The sequence below is a fragment of the Methylobacterium sp. WL7 genome (assembly GCF_008040085.1).
Taxonomy (GTDB): domain Bacteria; phylum Pseudomonadota; class Alphaproteobacteria; order Rhizobiales; family Beijerinckiaceae; genus Methylobacterium; species Methylobacterium mesophilicum.
On record NZ_VRVG01000067.1, the window covers coordinates 16,524 to 28,752 of the forward strand.

General features: G+C 69.6%; 11 protein-coding genes. 7 read left to right on the top strand and 4 right to left on the bottom strand.

What is annotated here, in order from left to right; all coding sequences use genetic code 11:
- Nucleotides 1-145: 145 nt before the first annotated feature.
- From FV233_RS17305 to FV233_RS31750, 3 genes are read right to left on the bottom strand one after another with little or no spacing between them, the layout of a single operon-like run.
- Nucleotides 146-439 carry a hypothetical protein gene (locus tag FV233_RS17305; protein WP_147855858.1) on the bottom strand — a complete coding sequence of 98 codons (294 nt, stop codon included), beginning with the start codon at nt 437-439 and terminating at the stop codon, nt 146-148.
- A gap of 8 nt (nt 440-447) precedes the next feature.
- The gene (locus tag FV233_RS17310; protein WP_147898186.1) at nt 448-1,338 is read right to left on the bottom strand and encodes a DNA/RNA non-specific endonuclease; all 891 of its coding nucleotides are present in this window, start codon (nt 1,336-1,338) and stop codon (nt 448-450) included.
- Nucleotides 1,329-1,565, bottom strand: coding sequence for a hypothetical protein (locus tag FV233_RS31750; RefSeq protein WP_147853937.1), 237 nt, complete (start codon nt 1,563-1,565; stop codon nt 1,329-1,331). Before FV233_RS31750 ends, FV233_RS17310 begins: the two co-directional genes overlap by 10 nt.
- Before the next feature lie 250 nt (nt 1,566-1,815).
- Between FV233_RS31750 and dxs the strand changes: the two genes are divergently transcribed.
- The 7 genes from dxs (at nt 1,816) to FV233_RS17350 (ending at nt 11,165) form a co-directional block, all read left to right on the top strand.
- Complete coding sequence (gene dxs, locus FV233_RS17320; RefSeq protein ID WP_147898187.1) at nt 1,816-3,795, top strand: 1-deoxy-D-xylulose-5-phosphate synthase; 1,980 nt, start codon at nt 1,816-1,818, stop codon at nt 3,793-3,795.
- Between the two features lie 351 nt (nt 3,796-4,146).
- A complete protein-coding gene (gene hpnA / locus FV233_RS17325; protein WP_147898188.1) occupies nt 4,147-5,175 on the top strand; it encodes a hopanoid-associated sugar epimerase in 1,029 nt (342 codons plus the stop codon).
- Entirely contained in the window at nt 5,172-6,068 is an 897-nt protein-coding gene (gene hpnC, locus FV233_RS17330) for a squalene synthase HpnC (protein ID WP_147898189.1), read from the top strand. The genes hpnA and hpnC overlap by 4 nt, the downstream gene beginning before the upstream one ends.
- Nucleotides 6,065-6,916 carry a presqualene diphosphate synthase HpnD gene (hpnD, locus tag FV233_RS17335; protein WP_147853933.1) on the top strand — a complete coding sequence of 284 codons (852 nt, stop codon included), beginning with the start codon at nt 6,065-6,067 and terminating at the stop codon, nt 6,914-6,916. The genes hpnC and hpnD overlap by 4 nt, the downstream gene beginning before the upstream one ends.
- Nucleotides 6,916-8,232, top strand: coding sequence for a hydroxysqualene dehydroxylase HpnE (gene hpnE, locus FV233_RS17340; RefSeq protein WP_147898190.1), 1,317 nt, complete (start codon nt 6,916-6,918; stop codon nt 8,230-8,232). The genes hpnD and hpnE overlap by 1 nt, the downstream gene beginning before the upstream one ends.
- Before the next feature lie 42 nt (nt 8,233-8,274).
- Nucleotides 8,275-10,272, top strand: a complete 1,998-nt coding sequence (shc, locus tag FV233_RS17345; RefSeq protein WP_147898191.1) for a squalene--hopene cyclase — start codon at nt 8,275-8,277, stop codon at nt 10,270-10,272.
- 98 nt (nt 10,273-10,370) lie between these two features.
- The gene (locus FV233_RS17350; RefSeq protein WP_147898192.1) at nt 10,371-11,165 is read left to right on the top strand and encodes a phosphorylase; all 795 of its coding nucleotides are present in this window, start codon (nt 10,371-10,373) and stop codon (nt 11,163-11,165) included.
- On the opposite strand, the gene FV233_RS17355 is transcribed toward FV233_RS17350, so the two are convergent.
- Nucleotides 11,152-11,976: a hypothetical protein gene (locus FV233_RS17355; RefSeq protein ID WP_147898193.1), complete on the bottom strand. Its 825-nt coding sequence runs from the start codon at nt 11,974-11,976 to the stop codon at nt 11,152-11,154. The two genes, FV233_RS17350 and FV233_RS17355, sit on opposite strands and share 14 nt — an antisense overlap.
- Nucleotides 11,977-12,229: the final 253 nt, after the last annotated feature.

Genomic DNA, 12,229 nt, shown 5'->3' on the forward strand with positions numbered 1-12,229 from the left:
GCTGCGCGGTGCGTGCCAGCGGCACGGGTCAGGCCCGGGGCCTTGGACCCGTCCTGTACGCGCGTTCCCCACGATATAAGAATGTCGCCGACCGAGTATCAGGCCCGCCCGGCACCGGCAAGGACGCCCGCCGGCCGTCCGCGGCTCAGGCGAAGGGATTGGCCACGGATTTGGGCGCCTCGTCGGCCGCCTCCGCCACCGCGTCGGGCAGGTCGCCGGCCTCCAGGGCCTTCACGATGGCCTCAGCGGTGGCCTGGAGCAGGCGCGCCTGCGCCAGGCCGGCCTTGTCCTTGGTGAGGTCGAGGGTACCGTGCAGGGCGATTCGGTCGGTGCCGTTCTCGAAGCTCAGGGCGCCGATGGTGCGGACCGACGCGTCGTCGGCGAAGGGTTCGAAGGCGTCCGCCTTGGGCTTCCGGCGGCTCGGCTTGTCCTCTGGCATGGTCCCTCTCAGAAGATCGATCGCAGCAGGTCGCGCAGAAGCTTGCGTGCGGCGCGGTGAAGCTCGTGGCCGAGCCAGTCCTGCCAGCTCTGCTCGGGCCGGGGGCGGTGCCCCTCCGGGCGCGCCCCGGCACGGGGGTCCGGCAGGGTCATCGCGCCGGCCCGGGCGGCGGGCGGCAGGGCCGGGAACACGTCGATCCCGGCCTCGCGGGTTAGGTCGTCGATCGAGACCGCGCGCCAGTCCCGGGCGTCGTCGTTGCGGGCCAGGTAGGCGCCGGCCTCGCCGCTGGCCGGGTCGTAGAGCGCCTTGAACAGCTGGGTGGGCACGAGCACGCCGCCCTTGATCTGCTGCACCGCCTGCCCGGAGAAGATCACCCCGGTGACCACGAAGAGCGCGCCGCGCCGGCTCGCCAGCCGCCGGGTGCCCTCCTCGATGTCGGCCCAGAGCCCGCGGTTGAGCACCCGGTTCTGCGGCACGATGTTGGCCAGGCTGAACGATTCGGCCTGGGCGCTCAAGGTCGGCATGTCGCCTGCCGGGGCGAGGTGGCCGCGATCGAAGCCGCTGCGGACGTAGTCCTCCAGGGATGCGCGCTCGGCATCCGGCAGCCGCGCCTCCTCGTGGAACGCGTCGTCGCGGGCGACCGTGCGGGCGTCGGCGACGCTGGCCCGGGTGAGGTGCTCGGCGGAATAGAGCGGCGTGCGCGTCACCCCCGAATGCAGGACCGCGAAGGCCTCGAAGCAGAGCGGCACCGTGCGGGCGGCGAGCTTTGCGTTCGTCAGGACCGGCGCGAGCCCGCCGGCGAACAGCGCCGGGCAGGTCTCCTGGGATCGGGCCGGCGCCGACAGGGCGAGGACGGCCAGCGCCGCGGCACACGCCCCCCGGGGCAGCGCTACCAGCATACCCGCACCCGCCGGGGACCCTCCGGGGTCGGACGGTCGCGCCACGCGCAGGGGCGGCCGAGGCTCCCCGTGAAGGGCCGGGCGTCGCGGTCCGGACCGCCGGGCTGGACCCGCGGCGGGCAGGCGCCCAGGAAGTTGCACGGGAAATCGAGGTTGCCGTCCGGCGGCCGAGGACTGGCGTAAGCTTGGCCGGCAAAAGCTTGGCCGGCGGGGGTAATCGCCAGCATGAGCGAAATGATGCACAGACGAGCCGGGCTCAAGAGCGGACCTCATGTGGCGGTAAGGGCACGTGACTGGAAAAAACGTCGGTCGGACATTGATCGCGCCGCCGATCGTTCGTACGTGGCACTATCATGACAGCGACGGTCGGGTCGGTTCTAGCATGAACGCGTGCCCCCCGGGCGCTGGCGTCGTGACGGCGAGACCCCTTTTTCGGAAGCCCGCGTGACGGGGCCGTTACCACACTCGAACGAGCGGATGCTTCCCTTGGCGATATCCTCTGACCACGCGGCGTTGCTCGACCGTATCCCGGAGCCTGCGGCGCTCCGGCAGCTTCCCGAATCCGAGTTGCAGGCGGTGGCGGACGCGGTGCGGGCCGAGATGATCGACGCGGTGTCGATCACCGGCGGCCATCTCGGCTCCGGGCTCGGCGTGGTCGAACTCACGGTCGCCCTGCACCACGTGTTCGACACCCCCGACGACCGCATCGTCTGGGACGTCGGCCACCAGTGCTACCCGCACAAGATCCTGACCGGGCGCCGCGACCGCATCCGGACGCTGCGCCAGGGGGGAGGCCTGTCCGGCTTCACCAAGCGCTCCGAGAGCGCCTACGACCCGTTCGGCGCCGCCCATTCCTCGACCTCGATCTCGGCCGCGCTCGGCATGGCGGTCGCCCGCGACCTCGACGCCGAGGCCGCCAAGGCCAAGGGCCGGGCCTCCAAGCGCCGCAACGCCATCGCGGTGATCGGCGACGGCTCGATGTCGGCCGGCATGGCCTACGAGGCGATGAACAATGCCGGCGCCCTACATTCGCGCCTGATCGTCATCCTCAACGACAACGACATGTCGATCGCCCCGCCGGTCGGCGCGATGTCGGGCTATCTCGCTCGCCTGGCCTCGGGCGGCACCTACCAGTCCCTGCGCGAGACCGCCAAGCAGCTCGGCAAGCTTCTACCCAAGGCGCTCTACCAGCGCGCGGCGGCCGCCGAAGAGTACGCCCGCTCCCTGGTGGTGGGCGGCGGCACGATGTTCGAGGAGATGGGTTTTCACTATGTCGGCCCGGTCGACGGGCACAACCTCGACCAGCTGCTGCCCGTCCTGAAGAACGTCCGCGACGCCGAGCACGGCCCGATCCTGCTCCACGTCGTCACCCGCAAGGGCAAGGGCTACGCCCCGGCCGAGGCCTCGGCCGACCGCTACCACGGCGTGGTCAAGTTCGACGTGGTCTCGGGGGTCCAGGCGAAGGCCAAGCCCAACGCGCCGGCCTACACAAGGGTGTTCGGCGAGAGCCTGATCAAGGCGGCCGACGCCGACGACAAGGTCGTGGCGATCACCGCGGCGATGCCGGGCGGCACCGGCATCGATCTCTTTGGGAAAGCCCACCCCGAAAAAACCTTCGACGTCGGCATCGCCGAGCAGCACGCGGTGACGTTTGCCGGCGGCTTGGCCACCGAGGGCTACCGGCCGTTCGTGGCGATCTACTCGACCTTCCTGCAGCGGGCCTACGACCAGGTCGTGCACGACGTGGCGCTGCAGAACCTGCCGGTGCGGTTCTGCCTGGACCGGGCCGGGCTGGTCGGCGCGGACGGGGCGACGCATGCCGGCGCGTTCGACCTGGCGTACCTGTGCTGCCTGCCGAACATGACCGTGATGGCGGCCTCCGACGAGGCCGAGCTGGTGCACATGGTGGCGACGGCGCACGCCCATGACAGCGGCCCGATCGCGCTGCGCTACCCGCGCGGCGAGGGCGTCGGCGTCGAATTGCCGGAGCGGGGCGACGTCCTGGCGATCGGCAAGGGCCGGATGGTCCGCCAGGACCCGGAGGCGCGGGTGGCGATCCTGTCGCTGGGCACGCGGCTGTCGGAGGCCTTGAAGGCGGCGGATACACTCTCGGAGCAGGGCGTGGCGGTGAGCGTGGCGGATGCGCGCTTTGCCAAGCCGCTGGACGAGGCGCTGATCCTGGACCTGGCGCAGAGCCACGAGGTTCTGATCACCATCGAGGAGGGCTCGCGCGGCGGGTTCGGGGCGATGGTGCTGCACCTCTTGTCCGAGAAGGGTGCGCTGGATGCCGGGCGCGTCCGGGTGCGGACCCTGACGCTGCCGGACCTGTACCAGGACCACGACAGCCCGGAGAAGATGTACGCCGAGGCCGGCCTCGACGCCGCAACCATCGTCAAGACCGCGCTGGCCACCCTGCCGGAGCGCAAGGAAGGCCGCTCGCGCCTGCGCCTGGCCTGATCCAGGCCGGGTGCGACGTGACAAGGCAGCTTTCCGGGGCGCGTTGTCTGCGGATTAGCGAGACGTGGCAGTGCCGCATCGCGGCGATTCCTGTGCTGGGTCCCGGATCAGGTTCCGCTGCGCTCCACCTGTCCGGGAAAGGGTTGGTGCAGGGTCGAACGCGACGCCTTTTCCCGGGCGCATGGAGCGTCAGCGGAATGCGACCCGGGATCCAGCATGATGAGTGCCGCGCAGCGGCTCCGAGCAAACCGATTCTACCCCTCGCTTGCCGCTCAGGCGGTTCGATGACACAAGCGCGGCGCGGCGGGGTCCCCCGCCCGCGCCGGCATTCCGCAACGCTTTAGACACGCGATGGTAGAGGCCACTTCCTCCGGCCCGTCCGAGGTCGGCCCCGTGCTGATCACCGGCGCGAGCGGGTTCCTCGGTTCAGCCCTGGTCGACGTGTTCCGCCGGGCCGGCTTCCCGGTGCGCATCCTCGTGCGCGCCACGAGCCCGCGCCGGAACCTGACCTGGACCGATGTCGAGATCGCCGAAGGGGACATGCGCGACCCTGCGGCCGTGGCCGCCGCCCTGCGCGGCCAGCGCTACCTGATCCACGCCGCGGCCGATTACCGGCTCTGGGCGCCGGATATGGAGGAGATCGTCTGCACCAACCGCGACGGCACCCGCCTGATGATGCGCGCGGCCCTCGATGCGGGCGTCGAGCGGGTGGTCTACACGTCGAGCGTCGCCACCATCAAGCCGCCGGCCGACGGGGTCACGCCCTCCGATGAGACCATGCCGCTGACGCCCGAGACGGCCATCGGCGCCTACAAGCGCAGCAAGGTCGTGGCCGAGCGCGTGGTCGAGGAGATGATCGCCCGGGACGGGTTGCAGGCGGTGATCGTCAACCCGTCGACCCCGATCGGCCCCCGGGACGTGAAGCCGACGCCCACCGGCCGGATCATCCAGGAGGCGGCGCTGGGCAAGATGCCGGCCTTCGTGGATACCGGGCTGAACCTCGCCCATGTCGACGACGTGGCCCACGGCCACCTGCTGGCGCTCCGCAAGGGGCGGATCGGCGAGCGCTACATCCTGGGCGGCGAGGACGTGTTCCTGTCGCAGATGCTCGCCGACATCGCCGGCATGGTCGGTCGCAAGCCCCCGACCGTGAACCTGCCGCGGGCCGCGGTCTACCCGGTGGCGTTCTTCGCCCAGCTCGCCGCCCGGGTCACCGGCCGCCAGCCGTTCGCCACGATCGACGGCATCCGCATGTCCCGCTACCGGATGTTTTTTTCCGACAAGAAGGCCCGGGCGGAGCTGGGCTATACGGCGCGGCCCTATCGCGAGGGCCTGTCCGACGCGATCGCGTGGTTCCGCCAGGCCGGGTATCTCGGATGAGCAAGCTCGACACCGCGACCGCGGCACGCTCCGGCAAGGGGCACCGCGACGAGAACTTTCCGGTCGCCTCGCACCTGATCCATCCGCGCCACCGCGGGGCGATCCTGGCGTTCTACAACTTCGTCCGCGCCGGCGACGACGTAGCCGACCACACGGAACTCGCGTCCGAGCGCAAGCTCGCGCTGCTCGACCAGCTGGCCGACGCGCTCACCGGCGCCGGCCCTTCCGACCCGGAGGCCGAGCCGCTCAAGCGCGAGCTCGCCGCCCGCGGCCTGCCGCCCCGCCACGCGCTCGAACTCCTCGACGCGTTCCGGATGGACGCGCGCAAGAACCGTACGGCGAACTGGGACGAGCTGATCCACTATTGCCGCTATTCGGCGATGCCGGTCGGGCGCTTCGTCCTCGACGTCCACGGCGAGGATCCGGCCCGGGTCTATAAGGCCTCCGACGCGATCTGCGCGGCGCTCCAGATCATCAATCACCTCCAAGATTGCGGCAAGGATTTTTCGGGGCTCGACCGGGTCTACATCCCGCAGGACACGCTCGACCGGCACGGTGCGAGCATCGCGATGCTGGGTGCCCCCAAGGCGACCCCGCAGCTCCGGGCGGTGATCGCCGAGCTGGCGCAACGCTGCCTCGACCTCCTCGACGAGGGCTCGGCCCTGCCGGACCTGATCGACGACCTGCGGCTCTCCCTGGAGATCGCCGCGATCCACCGGCTCGCCGTGGTGCTCGCCAAGGGTCTGACCACGCGCGATCCGCTCTCGGACAAAGTCCATCACGGCAAGGCCGCCTTCGCCCTCACCGCGCTCGGCGGCGTCGCCGCCACCCTGGCGCGCCGGCCCTTCCGGGGCCGGATCGTGCGGGGCGCGGCTCAGGGAATCCGCTCGTGAGCGCCACCGCGACCCCCATCACCGATCAGGACGCGGCCGCCCCGGCCCTGCCGGCCGCCGGCTCGTCGTTCTACACCGCCATGCGCCTGCTCCCGAAGGAGCGGCGCGAGGCGATGTATGCCGTCTACGCCTTCTGCCGCTCCGTCGACGACGTGGCCGACGATGGCGGGGCGCGGGCGGTGCGGCAGGTCGAGCTCGATCGCTGGCGCGCCGACATCGACGCCCTCTATGCCGGCCGTCCGGCCGCGCGGGTGCGCGACCTCGTCGAGCCGGTGCGCCGCTACGACCTGAAGCGCGAGGATTTCCAGGCGGTGATCGACGGCATGGCCATGGATGCCGTCGCGGACATCGTCGCTCCGGATGCCGAGACCCTCGACCTCTATTGCGACCGGGTGGCGAGCGCGGTCGGCCGCCTGTCGGTGCGGATCTTCGGCATGCCGGAGGCGGACGGGATCCGGCTCGCCTGGCACCAGGGCCGGGCGCTCCAGCTCACCAACATCCTCCGGGACATCGACGAGGATGCCGAGCGCGGCCGCCTCTACCTGCCCCGCGAGAAGCTGGCCGCCATCGGGCTGGCCGATCCCACCCCGGCGCAGGCGGTCGGCCACCCGCGCATCGGGGAGGTCTGCATCTCGCTCGCGCGGGAGGCGGAGGATCATTACCAGGCGACCTGGGAGATCATCCGGCGCAGCCCCCGCAAGGCGACCAAGGCCGCCCGGCTGATGGCCGCCGCCTATCACCTCTACCTGAAGGCGGTGCTCGAGCGCGGCTGGGCGATGCCCCGCGCCCGGGTCAAGCCCGGCAAGCTGGCGCTGCTCGCCGTCGTCCTCCGGCACGGACTGGTCTGATGGGAACCGTCCACGTCGTCGGGGCCGGGCTGGCCGGCCTCTCCGCCGCCGTCGCGCTGGCCGAGACCGGTGCCCGGGTGGTGCTGCACGAGGCCGCCAAGCAGGCCGGCGGGCGCTGCCGTTCCTATTACGACCCGTCGCTGGGCCTGACGATCGACAACGGCAACCACCTGCTGCTGTCGGGCAACGCCGACGCCCTGGGCTTCCTCAAGACCGTCGGCGCCCCCGCCGACGCCCTCGCCGGACCCGACGAGGCGGCGTTCGACTTCGCCGACCTGAAGACCGGCGAACGCTGGTGCCTGCGCCCCAATGCCGGGCGGCTGCCCTGGTGGGTGATGAGCCCGTCGCGCCGCGTCCCCGGCACCCGCGCCCGCGATTATCTCGCCCCGCTCGGAATCCTGCGCGCGGCCTCCGGCAAGCCCGAGGGCGCCGGGGGCACGATCGGCGACAGCATGGCCTGCGAGGGCGACCTCTACGCCCGGCTCTGGCACCCGGTCCTCCTGGCCGCGCTCAACACCGAGCCGCGGGACAGCGATGTCGGGCTGGCCGCCCGGATCCTGCGCGAGAGCCTCGGCGCCGGCGGCAAGGCCTGCCGCCCGCTGGTGGCGGTGGAGGGCCTGTCCTACGCCTTCGTGGACCCGGCCCTGCGCTACCTGAGCGCCCGCGGCTGCGAGATCCGCGTCGGCCGGCGCCTGCGCGGCCTCGACGGCGCCGACGGCCGAATCGGGCAGCTGCTGTTCTCCGACGGCCCGGAGGCGATCGGCCCCGACGACGGAATCGTGCTCGCCCTGCCGCCCTGGGTCGCCCGGGAGGTGTTGCCGGGTCTCCTCGCCCCGGTGGAATTCCGATCTATCGTGAACGCGCATTTCGCCCTTGCACCGAAGCCCGGCGGCCCGCTGGTCCTCGGCGTCGTAAACGCCCTGACGGAGTGGCTTTTCGCCTATCCGGATCGGTACTCGGTGACGATTAGCGGTGCCGACCGGCTCCTCGACGTGCCCCGGGAAGACCTCGCCCGCCAGATCTGGGGTGAGATCGCACAGTTGTGCAGTCTTGCCCCGGAACTGCCCAGCTGGCAGATCGTAAAGGAGAAGCGTGCGACCTTCGCGGCGACGCCGGCCGAGGCCGCGCGTCGCTCGGGGGCCGAAACCGCCTACGAGAATCTCGTCCTGGCAGGCGATTGGACCGCCACCGGTCTGCCATCGACGATCGAGGGAGCGATCCGTTCGGGCAAGACGGCCGCGCGTGCGCTGCGTCACGGATCGTCCGTGCGCGGCGGGTTACGCGCGCCGGTATCGGGCGCATTGGGCGCCGCTTGAGGCATGGCGGCCGCAACGCAGCGGCCGTTCGAGGCGAGGACCATGAGAGAGGCCGTAAGCAAGGTCGAGCCGCTTCAGCGCTCGAAGACCCAGGGGATCTCGCTCGACGACGTCGAGCGCGGCGTGGCGCAGGCGACGCGCGCGCTGATCAACCTGGCGCACGACGACGGGCATATCTGCTTCGAACTCGAGGCCGATGCCACGATTCCGTCCGAATACGTCCTGTTCCACCACTTCCGCGGCACGCCCGTGCCCGAAGGCCTCGAGGCCAAGATCGGCAACTACCTGCGCCGCACCCAAGGCCGGCACGGCGGCTGGGCCCTCGTCCACGAGGGGCCGTTCGACATGAGCTGCACGGTCAAGGCGTATTTCGCCCTCAAGATGATCGGCGAGGACATCGAGGCGCCGTACATGCGCCGGGCCCGGGAGGCGATCCTGTCCCGCGGCGGCGCGGCCAACGCCAACGTCTTCACCCGCTTCATGCTGGCGCTCTACGGTGAGGTGCCCTGGCGCGCCGTGCCGGTGATGCCCGTGGAGGTGATGTTCCTGCCGAAGTGGTTCCCGTTCCACCTCGACAAGATCAGCTACTGGGCTCGCACCACCGTGGTGCCGCTGTTCGTGCTCCAGGCGACCAAGCCGCGCGCCCGCAACCCGCGCGGGATCAGCGTCCAGGAGCTGTTCATCACGCCGCCCGAGAGCGTCCGCACCTGGCCGGGCTCCCCGCACGCGACTTGGCCGTGGACGCCGATCTTCGGCTTCATCGACCGGATGCTGCAGCTGGTCGAGGACCGCCTGCCGCGCAAGAGCCGCCAGCGCGCCATGGAGAAGGCCCGCGCCTGGGTCAGCGAGCGCCTGAACGGCGAGGATGGCCTGGGGGCGATCTTCCCCGCCATGGTCAACTCGGTGCTGATGTACGAGGTGATGGGCTACCGCCCCGATCACCCGCAGGTCCGCGTCGCCTGCGACGCCATCGAGAAGCTGGTGGTCGAGAAGGCCGACGAGGCCTACGTCCAGCCCTGCGTCTCCCCGGTCTGGGATACGGCGCTGGCCGCGCACGCCCTCCTGGAGGCCGGCAGCCCCGAGGCCGAGGCCCAGGCCCGCGCCGGGCTCGACTGGCTGAAGCCCCGCCAGGTGCTCGACATCGTCGGCGACTGGGCGGCGCGCAAGCCGAAGGTCCGCCCCGGCGGCTGGGCCTTCCAGTACGCCAACGCGCACTACCCCGATCTCGACGACACCGCCGTGGTGGTGATGGCCATGGACCGGGCCATGCACCAGCACGGGCTGGTCGCCGGCATGCCGGACTACAAGGCCTCGATCGCCCGCGCCCGGGAATGGGTCGAGGGCCTGCAGTCGCAGGACGGCGGCTGGGCGGCGTTCGACGCCGACAACAACCACATGTACCTCAACCACATCCCGTTCTCCGACCACGGCGCGCTGCTCGACCCGCCGACCGCGGACGTCACCGCCCGCGTGGTCGGGATGCTGGCGCAGCTCGGCGAGACCCGGGAGACCTCCCGGGCGCTCGACCGCGGCGTGAACTACCTGCTCAACGACCAAGAGGAGGACGGCTCCTGGTACGGCCGCTGGGGCATGAACTTCATCTACGGCACCTGGTCGGTGCTGTGCGCTCTCAACGCCGCGGGGGTCGATTCCGCCGATCCGCGGATCCAGCGCTCGGTGTCCTGGCTGATCCGGATCCAGAACCCGGATGGCGGCTGGGGCGAGGACGCCTCGTCCTACAAGATCGATCCGGCCTTCGAGGCGGGCTCGTCCACGGCCTCGCAGACCGCCTGGGCGCTGCTGGCCCTGATGGCGGCCGGCGCGGTCGACGACCCGGCCGTGACCCGCGGCATCAACTTCCTGACCCGCACGCAGGGCGCGGACGGATTCTGGAACGAGGAGCGCTACACCGCCACGGGCTTCCCGCGGGTGTTCTACCTGCGGTACCATGGCTACCCGAAGTTCTTCCCGCTCTGGGCGATGGCGCGGTTCCGCAACCTGAAGCGCACCAACAGCCGGCGCGTCCAGTTCGGCATGTGACGCGCCCGGCGCCGACCTTCGGGCCGGCGCCACCGTTCGGGACGACGCCGGAGCGGATCGCAAGAGTCCTTCCGCCCGCGAACCCCGGTATTGCGAACGTGGCTTCCTCCGACGACGATCCCGCGGCGCCGGCACCCCGGCGCTCGCGGCTCCTTGCGGAGCTCGCCGGACTGGTCCACCAGCGCGCGATGATCGATCCTGCCGCGCCCGTCCTCGCCGTCACCGGTCTCGCCCGCGAGCGCCGCCTCGCGGCCGGGGAGGGGGTCGAGGCGGTCGGTGCCGGCGGCAACCCGCACCGCCTGCGCCAGCTCCTCGACGCGCGCCCGCAGCCCGGCTGCCGGGCGGTGATCAGCTTCGGCATCGCGGGCGGCCTCGACCCGTCCCTGAAGCCCGGCGACGTGGTGGTGGGTACCGGGGTCATCGGCGAGGAAGGCCGGCGCGCCGCCGACCTCGATCTCTCCGCCACGCTGCTCAACGCCCTGGCGGGCATCGGTCCCCGGGTCATCCCGGCCGACCTCGCGGGGGTCGACACCGCCGTTCTCGGGGTCGACGGCAAGGCGGACCTGCGCGCCCTGACCGGCGCCGCCGCCGTCGACATGGAATCCCACGTCGCCGCCGCCTTCGCGGGCCGCCACGGCCTGCCCTTCGCGGCCCTCCGGGTGGTCTGCGACCCCGCCAACCAGGCGCTTCCGGCCTTTGCCGCAGAGGCGCTCACCCCGGACGGCGAGCCCGACATCGCCGCGGTGTTTTTCGCTTTTGCCCGGGGTAGGGCGCGGCTCGGCGACCTGATGCGGTTGGCCCGTGATTCGAACGCGGCGTTCGCGGCCTTGGGCAAGTGCCGCACGCGGTTGGGACCGGGGCTCGGGATTCCGGTACCGATCACCCAAGCCTGAGGGTTCCCCAGGAGTGGCACCTCTTGGGATCCGTGCGGGCTGTTCCCGTCATCACGGACAGAAAACCGTCTATCGCTTGTTTTCGCCATTCGATAGCACGCTTCAGGATCGTCAGCGCCCGGCTGTTGGTTCCGAAGAGCGAAAGCAGTATGCCATCGTAGGTGAAAAGATTTTCCGCAAGCATCGAGTAACCTCGAACCGCGCCATCGGGACTGCCATCGCGGCTCACCCGATGAAATCGTGATGAAAGGGCAAGCATTAACAGATCCAGTATCGCGTCTGCATTTCTTTGGAATATATCTGAAAATCCTTGGTTGTAATGGATTGCCTTACCATCATGCGGAAGGTTCGAGAAATAGAAAACATTTTGGGCGCCGAAAGCCTGTTCGCAGTAATTTCGGCATTCGAGACTATCGGTTGATATAAAAACTGGAGTGAGTACAGAATTCCTGAGCCTTTCAATAGTCGGTTTGTAGTTGGTTTTATAATCCGTATTCCGTATGTGTATGGCGCTGTACGGCGATCCAATCGTGTCCATTCGTTCCACAAGTTGGTCGATGATATTATCGTTGATGGTGAGTTTCGTTAAAGCAAATAAGGATATCGCGCCTCCGCCATAGGCGTGATGGACAAGTAGCTGATGCGGATAATCCATGCTCATATCAAACGAGACAGGAATCCCGGTCTCCCAATCAACAATCTCGTCGCGTTCGTCTCTTACCCAAGGGTAATAACCATTGACACGTCCTTGAAGGGCGGGCGGAAACACAACCATCGAGTCGAACGACTCGATCAAATTCCGTGCGCTCAAGACCAGATTTGATTCCTTGCTTGTAAAGTAATTAGACATCTCGTCTTTGAATGTTATAGAATTGGCGTACGCGGTATCGACAATAAGGGTCCGGCCAGATCTATCTGCATACCGATGCATGAGTTCAATCTGACACAAAATGTCGTTCAATCCAGCGTCCGGCCTGCACAGCACATACCTCTGATCCTGGGTAGTTGTTCCCATAACGGTCTAGACTCTCGAGGCTGCGTATTGGCGGCGAGCAGTATAGCGC